The organism is Kineosporiaceae bacterium SCSIO 59966, assembly GCA_020881835.1.
Lineage (GTDB): Bacteria > Actinomycetota > Actinomycetes > Actinomycetales > SCSIO-59966 > SCSIO-59966.
Window position 1 is genome coordinate 2,495,057 of sequence record CP052876.1, and the last position, 16,711, is coordinate 2,511,767.

General features: G+C 74.6%; 14 protein-coding genes and 1 tRNA gene. 3 read left to right on the top strand and 12 right to left on the bottom strand.

What is annotated here, in order from left to right; genetic code table 11:
* Positions 1-381: 381 nt before the first annotated feature.
* The 4 genes from HJG43_11690 to HJG43_11705 all read right to left on the bottom strand — a co-directional run bounded on the left by HJG43_11690 (position 382) and on the right by HJG43_11705 (position 2,723).
* The gene (locus HJG43_11690; protein UER55088.1) at positions 382-822 is read right to left on the bottom strand and encodes a hypothetical protein; all 441 of its coding nucleotides are present in this window, start codon (positions 820-822) and stop codon (positions 382-384) included.
* A gap of 8 nt (positions 823-830) precedes the next feature.
* Positions 831-903: transfer RNA gene (locus HJG43_11695), tRNA-Leu, on the bottom strand.
* A 15-nt stretch (positions 904-918) separates the two neighbouring features.
* Positions 919-1,746, bottom strand: a complete 828-nt coding sequence (locus HJG43_11700) for a uracil-DNA glycosylase (protein ID UER55934.1) — start codon at positions 1,744-1,746, stop codon at positions 919-921.
* Positions 1,747-1,778: 32 nt separating this feature from the next.
* Positions 1,779-2,723 carry a Ppx/GppA family phosphatase gene (locus tag HJG43_11705; GenBank protein ID UER55089.1) on the bottom strand — a complete coding sequence of 315 codons (945 nt, stop codon included), beginning with the start codon at positions 2,721-2,723 and terminating at the stop codon, positions 1,779-1,781.
* 48 nt (positions 2,724-2,771) lie between these two features.
* On the opposite strand from HJG43_11705, the gene HJG43_11710 reads away from it, so the two are divergent.
* Complete coding sequence (locus tag HJG43_11710; GenBank protein UER55933.1) at positions 2,772-4,241, top strand: NAD(P)/FAD-dependent oxidoreductase; 1,470 nt, start codon at positions 2,772-2,774, stop codon at positions 4,239-4,241.
* Here HJG43_11710 and HJG43_11715 read toward each other — a convergent pair.
* The 4 genes from HJG43_11715 to HJG43_11730 form a co-directional block, all read right to left on the bottom strand.
* A complete protein-coding gene (locus HJG43_11715) occupies positions 4,219-4,845 on the bottom strand; it encodes a DUF501 domain-containing protein (protein ID UER55090.1) in 627 nt (208 codons plus the stop codon). The genes HJG43_11710 and HJG43_11715 overlap by 23 nt on opposite strands.
* Entirely contained in the window at positions 4,842-5,312 is a 471-nt protein-coding gene (locus HJG43_11720) for a septum formation initiator family protein (GenBank protein UER55091.1), read from the bottom strand. The genes HJG43_11715 and HJG43_11720 overlap by 4 nt, the downstream gene beginning before the upstream one ends.
* Positions 5,313-5,483: 171 nt before the next feature.
* Complete coding sequence (gene eno, locus HJG43_11725) at positions 5,484-6,767, bottom strand: phosphopyruvate hydratase (protein ID UER55092.1); 1,284 nt, start codon at positions 6,765-6,767, stop codon at positions 5,484-5,486.
* A 386-nt stretch (positions 6,768-7,153) separates the two neighbouring features.
* Positions 7,154-7,366, bottom strand: coding sequence for a DUF2905 domain-containing protein (locus tag HJG43_11730; protein ID UER55093.1), 213 nt, complete (start codon positions 7,364-7,366; stop codon positions 7,154-7,156).
* Positions 7,367-7,729: 363 nt separating this feature from the next.
* Between HJG43_11730 and HJG43_11735 the strand changes: the two genes are divergently transcribed.
* Entirely contained in the window at positions 7,730-7,933 is a 204-nt protein-coding gene (locus HJG43_11735) for a cold-shock protein (protein UER55094.1), read from the top strand.
* A gap of 71 nt (positions 7,934-8,004) precedes the next feature.
* Here the strand turns inward: HJG43_11735 and HJG43_11740 are convergent, their stop codons facing one another.
* Both HJG43_11740 and mfd read right to left on the bottom strand, forming a co-directional pair.
* Positions 8,005-9,018 (bottom strand): MazG family protein, encoded by a 1,014-nt coding sequence (locus HJG43_11740; GenBank protein ID UER55935.1) that lies wholly within the window; start codon positions 9,016-9,018, stop codon positions 8,005-8,007.
* A complete protein-coding gene (gene mfd / locus HJG43_11745; protein UER55095.1) occupies positions 8,943-12,545 on the bottom strand; it encodes a transcription-repair coupling factor in 3,603 nt (1,200 codons plus the stop codon). The genes HJG43_11740 and mfd overlap by 76 nt, the downstream gene beginning before the upstream one ends.
* A gap of 440 nt (positions 12,546-12,985) precedes the next feature.
* On the opposite strand from mfd, the gene HJG43_11750 reads away from it, so the two are divergent.
* A complete protein-coding gene (locus HJG43_11750) occupies positions 12,986-14,578 on the top strand; it encodes an S-layer homology domain-containing protein (GenBank protein ID UER55096.1) in 1,593 nt (530 codons plus the stop codon).
* A gap of 9 nt (positions 14,579-14,587) precedes the next feature.
* Here the strand turns inward: HJG43_11750 and HJG43_11755 are convergent, their stop codons facing one another.
* Positions 14,588-15,706: a glycosyltransferase family 4 protein gene (locus HJG43_11755; GenBank protein ID UER55097.1), complete on the bottom strand. Its 1,119-nt coding sequence runs from the start codon at positions 15,704-15,706 to the stop codon at positions 14,588-14,590.
* Positions 15,703-16,626: a polysaccharide deacetylase family protein gene (locus HJG43_11760; GenBank protein ID UER55098.1), complete on the bottom strand. Its 924-nt coding sequence runs from the start codon at positions 16,624-16,626 to the stop codon at positions 15,703-15,705. The genes HJG43_11755 and HJG43_11760 overlap by 4 nt, the downstream gene beginning before the upstream one ends.
* Positions 16,627-16,711: the final 85 nt, after the last annotated feature.

Consider the following 16,711-nt stretch of genomic DNA (forward strand, 5'->3'; position numbering starts at 1 on the left):
GCCCGCACCTACCGTAATGCGTGCCCGCCCCCGAAAGTTCCCCACCGTGCGCGGCGGTCCTTCTTCCCGCGCTCCCGTTCGTGATCAGTCAAAAATCCCCTCTTCGTGATCATGCAGTCCCGCCACCCCGCACGACCCACTCGTGATCATGCAGTCCCGCCACCCCGCACGACCCACTCGTGATCATGCAGTCCCGCCACCCCAGTCGCCACCACCCGCTCCCAGAATGCTGGGTTGGTGGCGCGACACGCCGGCCAAACTGGGCCGAGCGCAGCATTCTGTGGTCGAGGCATTCTGTGGTCGAGGCATTCTGTGGTCGAGGCATTCTGTGGTCGAGGCGCCTGAGCCGGCCTGGGCTGCCATCGCCACCACGGCCCGTTTTCATCTTTCGGGCTGGCCGCCAGCGGCCATGAGGCGTTCATGCACTCCCGCCACCCCACCCCCGGGGTCCCGCTGACGGCGTTGCAGCGACGTAGCAGAATCGCTGGATTTGACGGAGCCGAGAACGGATCCGACAACGGTGCCGACGCTGACATCGGGCCGCCCAGCGACCGCGGCGGGCACCGTTCGAGCCAGCTCCTCGACGCTGAGCGCCAGCGCGACGACGGTCATGGCGATCAGGGCCTGGGACAGCCCGAAACTGGCGATGAGGTCGACGGCGCCTTCACCGAGCAGTTCGCTGCCCACGAGGACCATCACCACAGCGACACGGCCAGGAGTCGACGGGGGCACCTGCTCGAAGCGCATCGGCGCGACCAGCCCGGCGAGGCCGAACGCACGTGCGATGTGCCACGGATGACCGCGCACCACGGGCGGTGCCACCCGGTGCGTACCCCCGGCGGGAGTCGAACCCGCACTGAAGCGCTTTTAAGGCGCCTGCCTCTGCCGTTGGGCTACGGGGGCGAGGTGCCGCCGAGGCTAGCGAGCCGGTCCGGCGAGCTCGCGGGCGCGCAGCAGCACCGCGTCCAGCATCGGCTCGGTGAGCCGCCCGGTGAAGGTGTTCTGCTGGCTGACGTGGTAGCTGCCGAGCAGCGGGACGTCGCCGTCCGGGCCGCCGAGAACGGCCTCGGCGCCGTGGCCGAACCGGGGACGGGGCCGGGGCACCGCCCAGCCGAGCCGGCGGACGACCGTGAGAGTCGCCTCCCAGCCGAACGCGCCGAGGGCGACGAGCACCCGAGGCCCGACCAGCCGCAGCTCGTGCTCCAGCCACGGGGAGCAGGTGTCGCGCTCGGTGGGCAGCGGCTTGTTCGCAGGTGGGGCGCAGCGCACCGCGGCGGCGATCCGGGCACCGGTGAGCCGCAGCCCGTCGGCGGCGTGGACGCTGGTGGGCTGGTTGGCAAAGCCGGTGCGGTGCAGGGCGGCGACGATCCAGTCCCCCGACCGGTCGCCGGTGAACACCCGGCCGGTGCGGTTGCCGCCGTGGGCGGCCGGAGCCAGGCCGACGACGAGCACCGGGCCCCGCGGGTCGCCGAACCCGGTGACCGGCCGGCCCCAGTAGGGCTCGGTGGCGAACGCGCGACGCTTGGTCGCGGCGACGTCCTCCCGCCAGGCGACGAGCCGGGGGCAGGCCCGGCACACCGACATCCGGGCTCCCAGGACGTCGAGGTCGCGGCTGTCCGCGGCCAGCCGGGCGACGTCGTCCGGGTCCTGCGCTGCAGGAGTGCCCGGACTGGCGGGGTCCCCGGGCCAGCCGGTCCCGGGCGGCACCGGAGACGGGAACGGCCGGCCCGTCGCGGGGTGCGGCAGCGGCTCGGTCGGCACCCGCCGCAGGGTAGGGCTCAGGAGCCGGCGCGCGCCGCGCTGAGCGCGATGCCGTCGAGGATGTCGTGCTCGCTGGTGACGACCTCGGTGATCCCGGCCACGTCGGCGACCCGACGCACCACCAGACCCCAGACGAGCGCCCCGGCCCCGATGACGTCGACGCGCCCCGGGTGCATGTACGGCAGCGCTGCCCGCTTGTCCCGCGGCATGGCGAGCAGGTCGTCGCAGGCCGCCAGGACCTCAGCGACCGGCAGCACGCTCCGGTGGATCCGCTCGGGCCGGTACGCGTCCAGCCGCAGGGCGTGCGCGGTCACCGTGGTCACGGTGCCGGCGAGCCCGACGAGGGTCCGCGCCCGGGCCAGTGGCACCCGCTCGGCGGCGAGGTCGAGGGCGGCCTCGACGTCCCGGGTGGCGGCGGCGACCTGCTCGGGCGTCGGCGGGTCCCCCTGCAGGTGCCGCTCGAACATTCGTACGCACCCGACGTCCACCGACCGGGCCGCCTCCACGGCGTCCGTGCCGAGCACGAGCTCGGTGGACCCGCCGCCGATGTCGACGACGAGGAACGGCGCCTCGTGCACCGCAGCCAGGCCGGCCGTCGCGCCGGTGAACGACAGCTGCGCCTCCTCGTCACCCTGGACGACCTCCGGCTCGACACCGAGCACCTCGCGCACCCCGGCGACGAACTCGGCCGCGTTCTGCGCGTCCCGGCTGGCGGAGGTGGCGACGAACCGGACTCGTTCGGCGCCGAGCCGGTGGATGACGTCGGCGTACCGGGCGGTGGCCTCCAGCGTCCTGGCCATCGCTGGAGGGGCGATCCGGCCGGTGCGGTCGACCCCTTCACCGAGCCGGACCACCTCCATCCGCCGGTCCAGGTCGACCAGCCGGCCGGTCGTGGGGTCCACGTCGGCGACGAGCAGTCGGATGGAGTTCGTGCCGCAGTCCACGGCTGCCACGCGGGTCACCCGCTCATCGTGCCGCACGGCCCGCGCGTCGTTACGGTCCAGGGCATGGTGGCCTCCACCGACGTCGTCGTCGTCGGCTCCGGCCCGAACGGCCTCGCGGCGGCCGTGGTGCTCGCCGCCGCCGGGCTCGAGGTCGAGGTGTACGAGGCGGCCGACACCGCCGGCGGCGGTGCGCGCACCGCCGAGACGACTCTGCCCGGTCACCGCCACGACGTGTGCTCCTCGGTGCACCCGCTCGGCGTCGCCTCGCCCTTCTTCCGGGCGTTCGACCTCGCCGCCCGCGGGGTGGAGACCCTCCAGCCCGACGTCGCCTACGCCCATCCCCTGGACGACGGCCGGGCCGGCCTGGCGTACCGGGACCTCGAGCGCACGGCGCAGGCCCTCGGCCCGGACGCCGACGCGTGGCGGAGCCTGCTGGGCCCGCTGGTCCGGCGGTGGCCGGCCCTGGCCGACCTCGTGCTCAGCGACTACCGCACCGTGCCGCCGGACCCGGTGCTCGCGCTGCGGTTCGGGGGACGCGTGGTCGAGCAGGGGTCCCGGGCGTGGAGCCTGCGGTTCGCCGACGACGTCGCCCCGGCGATGCTCACCGGCGTCAGCACGCACGCGATCGCGCCGGCCCGCGCTCTCGGACCGGCCGGGGCCGGCCTGCTGCTGGCCACGCTGGCGCACGGAGGTGGCTGGCCGCTCGTCCGCGGCGGCTCCCAGGTGATCGTCGACGCCATGGTCAGCGCCCTGGAGCGCCTGGGCGGCCGGGTCGTCACCGGGCACCGGGTGCGGGCCCTGGGCGAGCTGCCACGGGCCAGGGCGGTCGTGCTCAACCTCGGCCCGGCCGGCGTCCTCGACGTCGCCGGCGACCGGCTGACGGGTGCGTACCGGTGGTGGCTGCAGCACTACCGGTACGGGTCGGCGGCGTGCCGGGTCGACTTCGCCCTCAGCGGCCCGGTGCCGTGGCGGGCTCCGGGGGTGCAGACCGCCGGCACGGTGCACCTCGGCGGCACGCGCGCGGAGATGCTCGCCACCGAGCAGGAGGTGGCCGCCGGCCGGCACCCGCTGCGCCCGTACGTCCTCGCCGTCCAGGCCGGGGTCGTGGACCCCGGCCGCACCCCCGCGGGGCAGCACCAGCTGTCCACCTACGCCCACGTGCCGAACGGCTCGACGGTCGACATGGGGGACGCCGTGCAGGCTCAGGTGGAGCGGTTCGCGCCCGGGTTCTCCGAGCTGGTCCTGCACCGCTCGGTGCGGACGGCCGCGGAGCAGGAGGCCTACAACGCCAACTACGTCGGCGGCGACATCTCCACCGGGGCGATGACGCTGTGGCAGGTGCTGGCCCGGCCGGCGCCTCGGTGGGACCCGTTCCGCACGCCACTGCCGGGCGTCTACCTGGCCTCGGCCGCCACCCCGCCGGGGCCGGGCGTGCACGGGATGGCCGGAGTGCACGCCGCGCGGCGGGTGCTGCGCCAGCGGTTCGGCGTCCGGACCGACCCGCTCGACCTGGTCAGGTCGATGCGGCCGGGCTGACGCAGGGCCCTGCTCGCCACCAGTGGCCCAGTCCCCGCTCCTCCAGGGCGGCCAGCGCCTCGTCACCGAGCGGGTTGGTCCCCGGCCCGGCGGCGAGGGCGTGGGCGACGAGCACGTGCAGGCACTTCACCCGCGTCGGCATGCCCCCCGCGGACACGCCTCCGATCTCCGGGACGTCACCGAGCGCGGCCCGGCGGCGCAGGTAGTCCTCGTGGGCGGCGCGGTAGCGCGCGGCCAGGTCGGCGTCCTGGCGCAGCCGCTGGGTCATCTCCCGCATCAGCCCGCTGGCCTCGAGGGTGCTCACCGCGGCGACGGCGCGCGGGCAGGTCAGGTAGTACGTGGTCGGGAACGGGGTGCCGTCGTCCAGACGCGGCGCCGTCTCGACGACGTCCGGCAGGCCGCACGGGCACCGGTGCGCCACCGCGACGACGCCCCGGGCAGGTCGGCCGAGCTGGCGACCGACGGCGTCGACGTCGCGCGGGTCGACCCCGCGGTCGGCGCGGTCGGCGCGGTCGGCGCGGTCGGCGCGGTCGGCGCGGTCGGCGCGGTCGGCGCGGTCGGCGCCGTCTGCGCCACCGGGGGCGTCTGCACCGTCGCCGCTCACGGCTGGGGGGCCGGGACGCTGCGGGTCGGCCCGGACGACGCACCGCCGTCCGGCGCCGGGACCGGCTCCGGCGCCTGCTCGCCGGCGAGCTGGACGGACTCCCACAGGGTGCCGAACCAGGGCCGGTCCTCCCCCAGCGCCTCGACCGCCTGCTCGGCGGCGGCTGCCGCCTGGGGTGCGGGCTCCTCGGCCTGGGGCGGGTCGAGCACGACGTAACCGGTCTCCCCCGGCATCACCATGAACAGCCGCTCCCGGGCCTGGGCCTGGACGAACGCCGGGTCCTCCCACCGGGCCAGCTCACCCTGCAGCCGCTCGACGTCCGCCTCCTGCTCGGTCACCCGGGTCTGCAGGGCCGAGATCGTGGCCTGCTGCTCGGCCAGCATCCGCAGGTACGGCGCAAGCACCACAGCAGCGGCCAGCAGCAGCACCGCGAGCACGGCTGCCCGGCGGGTCAGGCCGCGGGGCACCTCGACCACCGGTGGGGCCGGCGTCGTCCGGGGCCGCGGTGCTGCAGCAGGACGGCGGGACGCGCCCGGGGCCGACGACGTGGCGGCACCGGGGCGAGCACGGTCCCGGCCGCGGGGAGCCGTGGGCCGTCTGCTCGCCATCGTCCGTCCCGTCGTCGCGCCCTGTACCGATCAGTCGCGCGCGGCGCGGGGGAAGGCGAGCCGGCCGGCGTACCGGGCGGCGTCGTCCAGCTCCTCCTCGATCCGGAGCAGCTGGTTGTACTTGGCCACCCGCTCCGAGCGCGCAGGGGCGCCGGTCTTGATCTGGCCGCTGTCGGTGGCGACGGCGAGGTCGGCGATGGTCGTGTCCTCGGTCTCCCCGGAGCGGTGGCTGAGCATGCAGCGGAACCCGTTGCGGTGGGCGAGGGACACCGCGTCGAGGGTCTCGGTGAGGGTGCCGATCTGGTTGACCTTCACCAGCAGGGCGTTCGCCGCCCGGGAGTCGATACCCCGCTGCAGCCGCTGCGGGTTGGTGACGAACAGGTCGTCGCCAACGATCTGGACCCGGCTGCCGAGGGAGGAGGTGAGCGCCGTCCAGCCGTCCCAGTCGTCCTCGGCCAGCGGGTCCTCGATGCTGACCAGCGGGTAGGCGTCGACGAGCTCGCGGTAGTAGTCCGTCATCTGCTCCGCGGTGCGCCGCTGACCCTCGAAGGTGTAGGCGCCGTCGGCGAAGAACTCGGTCGCGGCGACGTCAAGGGCCAGGGCGATGTCGGTGCCGAGCGTGTAGCCGGCCGTGTCGACCGCGCGGGAGATGAGGTCCAGGGCGTGCCGGTTGCTCGGCAGGTCGGGGGCGAAGCCGCCCTCGTCACCGAGCCCCGTTGCCAGGCCCTCTGCCTTGAGCACTGACTTCAGCGCGTGGTAGACCTCCGCGCCCCAGCGCAGCGCCTCGCGGAAGGACTCCGCCCCGACGGGGGCGATCATGAACTCCTGGATGTCGACGCCGGTGTCGGCGTGGGCGCCGCCGTTGAGGATGTTCATCATCGGCACCGGCAGGGTGTGCGCGTTGGGCCCGCCGAGGTAGCGGAACAGTGGCAGGTCGGCCGACTCGGCCGCGGCGCGGGCCACCGCCAGGGACACGCCGAGCACGGCGTTGGCACCCAGCTCGCCCTTGTTGTCGGTGCCGTCGAGGTCGATCATCGCGGCGTCGACGAGCCGCTGCTCGGACGCCTCCATGCCGAGGAGCGCAGGGCCGATCCGGTCCAGCACCGCGTCGACGGCCTTCTGGACCCCCTTGCCGCCGTAGCGGGCGTCGTCGCCGTCACGCAGCTCCACCGCCTCGAACGCACCGGTCGAGGCGCCGGAGGGGACGGCGGCCCGCGCGATCGTGCCGTCGTCCAGGGCGACCTCGACCTCGACGGTGGGGTTGCCGCGCGAGTCGAGGATCTCGCGGGCGCCGACGGCCTCGATGCTGGCCACGGAGAGCTCCTTCACGGTGGAGGGCAGGACTCGACGCGGGCGAGCCTAGTCGGGGCCGGCGGCGCCGCCCCGGTGCCACTCCGGGACCACCCCACATCCCTCCCGCCCCCCGCCGCGATCCGTCCGAAACCCCCTCCTCGTGATCATGCAATCCCGCCACCCCAGCGGGGGGCCAGCCAGTCGCAAAGTGCTGGGTTGGCGCCGCGACACGCCGGTGTAGCCGTCGCGGATCCAGCATTCTGCGGAGAGACGGCGGGGTGGCGGGATTGCATGATCACCGAGGGGTTGTGGGGGCGGAGCTGGCGGGATTGCATGATCACCGAGGGGTTGTGGGGGCGGAGCTGGCGGGATTGCATGATCACCGAGGGGGATGAGGGGTGGCGGGGTCACCGGCGGAAGAGGGACATCAGGATGCTCACCACGACGGATACCAGCAGCATCGAGACCCACGGGACGTAGACGCGGACGTTGTCGCGCTCGATCCGGACATCCCCCGGGAGCCGGCCGAACCAGGACAGCCCGCCACTCCACGCCAGGACACCGACGAGGACGGCGACAAGTCCGACGACGATGAGGATCGGGCCGACGTCACGACCCATCGACGCTCCCTCCCGAGTGCGGCGCAGCAGCGGCCCTTCACCGGCACTGCGTGGCACCGACATCTTCCTACCCGAGACGACGACGGGGCCGGGGGAACCTCGCCGCCGTGACGTCGGCCGGACGACGCCGGGCCCTCCGGCCGGTTTGCGCGCGTGAGGCAGAACACGTCACTCCACTGCCGTCCGGGTGGACGACGACCGGAGACCTGCTAAGGTTGCTCCCGTAGTTGCAGTGCATCAGGTCTTGACGCCCGCGACCACCGGTCTCGGGCTTTTTTCTTCCTCGTGGGGAACAAGCTGGATCACCGTGACACACCGGACGGGCCAACCGGGTCCGCCCACCCCACTCGAAGGAGGAACACCATGGCTACTGGAACCGTGAAGTGGTTCAACGCCGACAAGGGCTACGGCTTCATCACCCCGGACGACGGCGGTGCGGACCTGTTCGCGCACTTCTCCGCCATCCAGGGCAACGGCTACCGCTCGCTCGACGAGGGCCAGAAGGTTCAGTACGAGGCCGTGCAGGGTCAGAAGGGCCCGCAGGCCGACAACATCCAGGCTCTCTGAGAGCCTGACCCGAGTCACCGACTCACCAGGGCGCCCCGGTCATCGCGACCGGGGCGTCCTGCTGTCCGGCGTCAGCCGGCGCGCTCGGCGGCGCGCACCTCGGCCTCGTAGCGGCGCAGCGCCTCGCGCAGTGCGCCCTCGGGCTCGACGCCGTGCTGCCGCGCGGCCACGACCACGGCGAGCAGGTGCTCGCCGACGCCTTCGCCACCGAGCGCGGCCGGCTGCGGCGCCGGCAGGCCGGCGCGGGTGGCGCGGTCCACGAGCTTGTCGGCCCGGGCCAGGGCGGGCAGCGCCGGCGGCACGCCGTCGAGGGCGGAGTCCCGCTGCTTCTCCTGCGCCTTGAGCTCCTCCCAGCGGGCGTCGACGTGCTCGGCGGTCGGCGCGCTGGCGCCGGCGAACACGTGCGGGTGCCGGCGGACCAGCTTGGCCACGATGCCGGCCGCGACGTCGTCGACGGTGAACGGGGCCTCGGCGTGCTCGGCGCCGACTCGAGCGTGGAACACCACCTGGAGCAGCAGGTCCCCGAGCTCCTCGACGAGGTGGTCGCGGTCACCGGTCTCCACCGCCTCCACCACCTCGTAGGCCTCCTCCACGAGGTAGCGCAGCAGCGACTCGTGGGTCTGCTGCGCGTCCCACGGGCACCCGCCGGGCGAGCGGAGCCGGTCCATCACGGCGACGAGGTCGAGGAGCCGGGCACCCGGCAGGTCGTAGGCGCCCAGGACGACCTCGAGCTCCACGCCGGCGGCGACCGCTGCCCGGGCGAGCGCGCCGGCGAGCGCGTCGTCACCGGCCGGGTCGAACCACGTCCCCGGCACGTCCGCCAGGGAGGTCTCCCGGACGACGTCGACGCCGGCGTCCGCGAGCGCCTGCCACCACCCGGGGTCGGGCTCAGTGCCCCCCGCAGGGACGTGCACCCGGACGGTCCCGGCGGAGCGCAGCGCGTCCCACCCGGCGGCGGTGAGCAGGCCGGCCGGCGTGCGCGGGGTGGCCTGGACGAGGACGGCGCGGCTCACCGCCGCGCTCCCGCCGTCGCCGCGGCCGCGACGTCGTCGAGCAGGACGGCGTCGATGAGGTCCCGGGCCCAGTCGAGCAGCTCCCGGTCGCGCAGGGGGCGGCCCCCGATCCGGGCGGTGGCCGGCTTGGGGACGAGCACCGTGCGCACCGCCGGCTTGAGCAGCGTGCCGGGGTAGAGCCGCTTGAGCCGCAGCTGCTGGGACTCCCGCAGCTCCACCGGGGCGAACCGGACGTGGTTTCCCTGCACGGTGACCTCGGTGAGGCCGGCCTGCCGGGCGTGCACCCGGAAGCGGGCCACCTCGAGCAGGTTGAGGACCGGCTCCGGAGGCTCGCCGTAGCGGTCGGTGAGCTCGTCGTGGATCTCCGCGACGGCGTCCTCGGTCTCGACGGAGGCGAGCTTGCGGTAGGCCTCGAGCCGCAGCCGCTCGTGGGCGACGTAGTCGTGGGGGATGTGCGCGTCGACCGGGAGCTCGATCTTGACCTCGGCGTTCTCCTTCTCGGTCTCGCCGCGGAACTCGGCCACCGCCTCCCCGACGAGCCGGACGTAGAGGTCGAAGCCGACTCCCGCGATGTGGCCGGACTGCTCCCCGCCGAGCAGGTTGCCGGCCCCGCGGATCTCCAGGTCCTTCATCGCCACCTGCATCCCCGAGCCGAGGTCGGTGTGCTGCGCGATGGTGGCGAGCCGGTCGTGCGCCGTCTCGGTCATCGGCCGCTCCGGTGGGTACATGAAGTACGCGTAGGCCCGTTCCCGTCCGCGCCCCACCCGGCCGCGCAGCTGGTGCAGCTGGGAGAGCCCGAGCAGGTCCGCGCGTTCGACGACGAGGGTGTTCGCGTTGGAGATGTCCAGCCCGGTCTCGATGATGGTCGTGCAGACCAGGACGTCGAACCGCTTCTCCCAGAAGTCGACGATGACCTGCTCGAGCCGGTGCTCATTCATCCTGCCGTGCGCCACCGCGACCCGGGCCTCGGGGACGAGCTCGGCGACCCGGGCGGCGGCCCGCTCGATGGAGTCGACCTTGTTGTGGATGTAGAAGACCTGACCCTCCCGCAGCAGCTCGCGGCGGATCGCGGCCGAGACGGTCTTCTCGTCGTAGCCGCCGACGTAGGTCAGCACGGGGTGCCGCTCCTCCGGCGGGGTCGCCAGGGTCGACATCTCCCGGATCCCGGTGACGGCCATCTCCAGCGTCCGCGGGATCGGGGTGGCGCTCATCGCGAGCACGTCGACGTTCGTGCGCAGCTGCTTGAGCGTCTCCTTGTGCTCGACGCCGAAACGCTGCTCCTCGTCGACGATCACGAGTCCCAGGTCCTTGAACCGGACCTCCCCGGTGATGAGCCGGTGGGTGCCGATGACGACGTCGATGCTGCCGTCGGCGGCCCCGGCCTTGACGGCCTCGGCCTCCTTGTCGCTCTGGAACCGCGACAGTGCCCGCACCGTGACGGGGAAGGACGCGAACCGCTCCGAGAAGGTCTCCAGGTGCTGCTGGACGAGCAGGGTGGTCGGGACGAGGACGGCGACCTGCTTGCCGTCCTGGACGGCCTTGAACGCCGCCCGGACGGCGATCTCGGTCTTGCCGTAGCCGACGTCGCCGCAGATCAGCCGGTCCATCGGCAGGGGGCGCTCCATGTCCGCCTTGACCTCGTCGATGGTGACGAGCTGGTCGGGTGTCTCCACGTAGGGGAAGGCGTCCTCGAGCTCACGCTGCCACGGGGTGTCCGGTCCGAAGGCGTGACCCTCGGTGGCCATCCGGGCGGAGTAGAGCCGGATGAGCTCCCCGGCGATCTCACGGACGGCGCGCCGCGCCCGGCTCTTGGTCTTCGCCCAGTCCCCGCCGCCCAGCTTGTTGAGCGTGGGCGCCTCGCCCCCGGTGTACCGAGTGACCTGGTCGAGGCTGTCGGTGGGCACGAACAGCCGGTCGCCGGGCTGGCCGCGCTTGGACGGCGCGTACTCGATGACGAGGTACTCGCGCTGGGCGCCGCCCATCGTTCGCTGCACCATCTCGACGTAGCGGCCGACGCCGTGCTGCTCGTGCACGACGTAGTCGCCGGCCTTGAGCTGCAACGGGTCCACGACGTTGCGCCGGCGGCTCGGCATCCGGCGCATGTCCCGGGTGGACGCCGCGCCGGCGCGCCCCAGCACGTCGGTCTCGGTCAGCAGGGCGAGCCGCAGCGGCTCGCTGACGAAGCCCTGCCCGACGGTGGCGGTCGTGACGTGGACGACGGAGGGCTCCGGGACGTCGTCCACCGACGGCACCAGGCGGGCGGCGACGTCGCCGTCGGATAGCACCTCGACGAGCCGCTCGGCAGGCCCGTGCCCCTCGGTGGTGACGACGATCCGCCACCCGTCGGACACCAGGGCCCGCAGGTCCTCGAGCACCTTCGGGACGTCGCCGGCGTAGCCCTCGACGTCGCGGGCGGCGACCGTGACCGTGACCGGCTCGGCGTCGCCGTCCGCGGGCTCACGCAGGTCGGCGAGCTCCGCGTCGGCGGCGAAGGAGGTCAGCGACCACCAGGGTCGCCCTGTGCGCAGGGCGTGCGCCCGGGTCTGCGCCAGCGTCGCGAACGACGCCTCGGACAGGTCCACCGGGGTCTGCCCGCCGGCGGCGGCGTTGGCCCACGCCGCCGCCAGGAACTCCTCGCTCGTCGCGGTGAGGTCGTGGGCCCGGGCCCGCACCTTCTCGGGGTCGACGACGACGACGTTGGTGCCGGCCGGCAGCAGGTCGAGCAGCGGCTGCATCCCGTCGACCAGGGCCGGGGCGAGGGACTCCATGCCCTCGACCGCGATGCCGGCGGCGAGCTTGTCGAGCATGTCCGCCGCCCCGGGCAGCCGCTCCGTGAGCTGCGCGGCGCGCCGCCGCACGTCGTCGGTGAGCAGGATCTCCCGGCACGGCGGCGCCCACAGTCCGTCCACCGCGCCGAGGGACCGTTGGTCGGCGACGGCGAACGAGCGGACCTCCTCGACGGTGTCGCCGAAGAACTCCACCCGCACCGGGTGGTCGACGGTCGGCGGGAAGACGTCGAGCAGGCCACCGCGGACGGCGAACTCGCCGCGCCGCTCCACCATGTCGACGCGGGTGTAGGCGGCACCGGAGAGCGCCCGCACGACGTCGTCGAGCTCGGCCTCGTCCCCCGCCCGCAGTCGCACCGGTTCCAGGTCTCCGAGCCCCTTGACCAGTGGCTGCAGGACGGCACGGACGGGGGCGACGACGACCTGCACCGGCCCGTCCTCGGCGCCGGCGGCACCCGGGTGCGCGAGCCGGCGCAGGACGGCGAGACGGCGTCCGACGGTGTCGCTGCGGGGGCTGAGCCGCTCGTGCGGCAGGGTCTCCCAGGCCGGGAACTCCACCACGGAGACCGGGTCGAGGTAGCAGCGCAGCGCCGCGGCCAGGTCCTGGGCGGCGCGCTCGGTGGCGGTTACCGCGAGGACCGGCCGACCGGCCCCCAGGGGGGGTTGCGCGGCGAGCCCGGCGATCGTCGCGGGGCGGGCGCCGGACGGCGCAGCGACGTCGAGAAGGGGGACGTCCCCGGCCCGGGCCGCCTCCACCGCACGGCTCAGCGCGGGGTCCTCGCGCAGCGCGGTGAGGACTCCGGACACAGCCATTCGGGCACTCCTGATCGCAGGCGGGTGCGCGCCGGCGGGCAGCGCACAGGCCCCGCACCGGGGTCCGGCCGGGGTCCGGGACCAGGGTACGTCGGGCCCTCGGACGCCGTGGTGCAGCGTCCCACGGCCCTCACTCTCTGCCACATACACCATCACGCACCGTGGACGCAACCGGACACTCTGCGCACTCGGGTACGGTCCCGCGGCGTCGCTCCACCCGCGAGCGATATGTCCCGTCCGTCCCCCAACGGAAGCGAAGCCAGATGTCCCGCACCTGGAACGGCAGCTGACCCACCGCGCCTGACCGGTGACGCACCGGCGCCCCCGGCTCAACTCGCCCCGTCGACGAACCGATGACCAGAAGGAGCACTCCGATGTCCCGTCCCCCGACGTCCCGTCACCCGTCCCCCGCAGCCTCCCCCCTGGACCGCCCCACCACCATGAGAGCTCTCGTCACCACCGCCGTGTCGGTGGGTCTCGGCCTGTCCGCCGTCGCGGCCCCCGCCGCGGCGGCACCGAGTCCCGAGCCGCGCCCGATCTCCACTGCCTGCCCGGCGGACCTGACCTCCGGCGCCGGCTTCACCGACGTCAGCGGCGCTGTCGCCGAGGCCGTGACCTGCGTGTGGCACTGGCAGGTCGCCAACGGGGAGACGACGTACCGGTACTCCCCGGCGGAGACGGTGACCCGCGGTCAGATGGCGGCCTTCATCGCCCGGTACGTCACCGAGTCCGGCGGGACGCTGCCGGACCGGCCCGCCGACGCCTTTCCCGACGACGGGATGTCGGCGTTCCACACCGACATCAACCGGCTCGCCGCCGCCGGGATCGTGCGCGGCGAAGCCAGCGGCCACTACCGGCCTGACCACCCGGTGACCCGGGCGCAGATGGCGAGCTACCTCCTGCGGGCCGCCGAGTACCGCGCCGGCCAGGACGGCGGCGTCCGGCTCAGCGCGCACGCGGACTACTTCCCCGACGACGCCGGTTCACCGCACGAGCCGGCAGTCAACGCGGTCGCCTCGGCCGGCGTGGCGGCCGGCTACACCGACGGCAGCTACCGTCCGGACGCCGCCGTCCGGCGCGACCACATGGCCGTCTTCCTGGCCCGGCTGCTCGCCCTGACCGTCGAGGAGGGCCTCGCCGACCTGCCCGACGGCCGGCCCACGCCGCCGCCCGCGCCGGACCCTGCGCCGGAGCAGGTGGCGCCGATGGGGTCCTCCCCGTTCGCGCAGGCGGACTGGCTGACCGAGCCCGTCCCGGCGTCCCCGCGCCTGGACCCCCGCTCGGCGGCGATCGCCGGCCACCTCGCCGACGGCAAGCACGTCGCCAACGTCCACCAGTACGGCGTGCCCATCCACCGCCCCGCCCCCGGCACCCCCCGCCGCAGCGTCCGGCTCACCGAGGACTGGGGCCCCAACGTCTTCACCACCAACCCCACCCCGCTGACCGCCGAGCACACCACCTCTGCCGGCAGCGACGCCGCCATGGTCGTCCTGGACCCCCAGACCGGCACCAGCCACGAGTTCTGGCGGTACTCCTGGAACGGCGGCAACCCCACCGCCTCCTGGGGCACGGTCATGGACCTCGACGGCGACGGCACCGGCCCCAACGCCCCCACCGGCGCCGGCATCTCCCGCCTCGCCGGCGTCGTCACCACCGAGGAGTTCACCGCCGGCCGCATCGACCACGCCCTGGTCTTCTCCACCGACAACGCCTGCGCCGGCGACTACCGCTACCCCGCCGCCAAGACCGACGGCGCCAAGACCACCACCGACTGCATCCCCGAAGGCGCCCGCATCCAGCTCGACCCCGACGTCGACATCTCCACCCTGCCCGCCAAGGACCGCGCCGTCGCCGCCGCCCTGCAGACCTACGGCGCCTACGCCATCGACAACGGCGGGACCACCGTGGCCTTCATCTTCCAGACCCCCACCGACGGCACCGACCCCTACACCGCCGCTGGCTGGACCGACTACCACAACATCACCCTGCCCTGGGACCACCTACGCGTCCTCGCCACCTGGAACGGCAGCTGACGGGCGGCCTCACAGCACGGCGTCGTAGGTGGCGCGCAGCCGGCGGGCCCATCCTTCGGCGGTGAACTCGGCGTCGAACCGCCGTCGGGCCGCCTCGCCCCCGCGCGCCCTCGCCGCCTCGTCGGTGGCGAGGGCGCGCACGGCGTCCGCGAGCCGGCGCGGGTCGCCAGGGGGGACCAGCACCCCGCACGTACCGTCGACGATCTCTGGCACCCCGCCGACGTCGGAGGCCACGACGGGCAGCCCTGCCGCGAGCGCCTCGATGAGGGCGGTCGGGAGGGCGTCGAACAGCGTCGGGTGCACGACGAGGTCGGCGCCGGCCAGCACCTGGCGCACGTCCGGCCGGAAGCCGGCGAAGACGACGTCGAGCGCCAGCTGCCGGGCCCGCTGCTCCAGCGCCGGCCGCAGCGGTCCGTCCCCGAGCAGCACGAACCGGACGCCGCCGTCCCCACCGAGCAGCCGGGCGGCCTCGAGCAGCTCGGCGTGCCCCTTGCCCGGACGCATCACCCCGACCATCACCGCGACGACGTCGGTGTCGCCCAGTCCCAGCGCGGCCCGCGTCGCGCGGCGCCGCTGCGGCGTCGCCGCCTCCCCGGGGGCGACGCCGTTGCGGACCGTGACCACCCGGTCGTCCTCGACGTCGAACGTGGCGCGGTACCAGCTCCGGACGGCGTCGGACACGGCGACCACCCGGTCGGCCCGGTACCGGCGCGCCTGGTGGCCGAGCCAGCGCCGGGCCCGCCCGCCCGGGCCCACGCCGTCCTCGATGAGGTGCAGGGAGGACACCAGCGGCAGGTCGTAGCGGGTCGCGGCCAACGCCCCGACGAGGTCGGCGTGCTTGAGGTGGCTGTGCACGACGTCCGCGCCGCTCGCCCCGACCGCCGCGACCGCGCGTGGCAGCAGCGTCGGGTCCCAGCGGGTCCTGCCGCCCAGGACGGCCACCCTGGCCCCGGCGTCCCGGAGTCGCTGGGCGTAGGGCCGGCCGTCCCCGGTGAGGCACAGCACGGAGGTGCGCAGTCCCGCGGACGGCCCGGCGGCGGCGAGCTCGAGCAGGGACTGCTCGGCGCCACCCGGTCCCAGCGCGTGGATGACGTGGCAGACGTGCACCTCGCCCGGGGGCCGGTTCATCGCCCGGGACGCGGCGCGCGGCCGCTGTGCAGGAGGGCCTTGAGCAGGTCCGGGACGCCCCGCTCGGGGAAGACCACGGTCCGCCGGACCTCGTACCGCGGGACCTCGGGGCCGTTGACGCCGTCCACGGTGGTCACCGCGTGGGTGTGGCCGGCGGCCTGGACGGCGGCGAGCGAGGTGTCGTCGTAGTCGACGTCCCGGCCGTTGGGGTAGGCGAGCAGGGAGGCCTCCACCTGCAGCCGGTCCTGCAGCAGGGCGCGGGCGCTGCGCAGGTCCTCGACCTGGTGTCCGGCCGGCTCCCGGCTGAGGATGTCGTGCCGGCTGGTGTGCGACCCGACCGAGAAGCCCTGCCGCACCAGCGACCGGGCCTGGTCCCAGGTCATGAGGAGCCGCCGCGTCGGGTCCGGGCCGACCGGCCGCAACCGCTCGACCACCTCCTCGACGGCGTGGGCCCGGGCGACGCCGGTGCGGGCCTTGAGCCGCTCGGCGAGGACCGCGGCGACGCGGCGGGCCGTCCCCTGGTCGGGCAGCCGGTAGGTCGTCCCCTCCCACGACAGCGTCGTCGCCGAGCGGCGGGCGACGGCCCAGCCGAGCCGCTCCCACCACACGTCGGTGGTTCCGGAGAGGAACTCCGGGACGAGGAAGAACGTCGCCGGCAGGCCCGCGGCGCGCAGCATCGGGGCGACGACGTCGTGGTTGTCCCGGTAGCCGTCGTCGAAGGTCAGCGCGACGGCGCGCGGCGGGAGCTCACGACCGGCCTCCAGCGCGGTGAGCGCCTGCCCGAGGTCGACGACGTTCGCGCACCGGGCGAGGGTGCGCAGCTGGCTGGCCAGGCCGCGTTCACCGCGCCGCGGCGAGGCCGGGAACCCGAACGTCGGGTGCACGTTGTGCCACCCCAGGACGAGCAGCTGCTGCGCCACACACGCCCCCTCGTCGATCCCGCACTTCGCCCGCGGGACACCGCCGGCGTCGCTTACGTTAGGCGGGTCGGAGCACCGGCGGAGG

Coding starts and splice junctions, on each gene's coding strand:
- HJG43_11730 (UER55093.1), bottom strand. CDS start 7,366: ATGGGTCGTGACGTCGGCCCGATCCTCATCGTCGTCGGACTTGTCGCC.
- HJG43_11735 (UER55094.1), top strand. CDS start 7,730: ATGGCTACTGGAACCGTGAAGTGGTTCAACGCCGACAAGGGCTACGGC.
- mfd (UER55095.1), bottom strand. CDS start 12,545: ATGGCTGTGTCCGGAGTCCTCACCGCGCTGCGCGAGGACCCCGCGCTG.
- HJG43_11750 (UER55096.1), top strand. CDS start 12,986: ATGAGAGCTCTCGTCACCACCGCCGTGTCGGTGGGTCTCGGCCTGTCC.
- HJG43_11755 (UER55097.1), bottom strand. CDS start 15,706: ATGAACCGGCCCCCGGGCGAGGTGCACGTCTGCCACGTCATCCACGCG.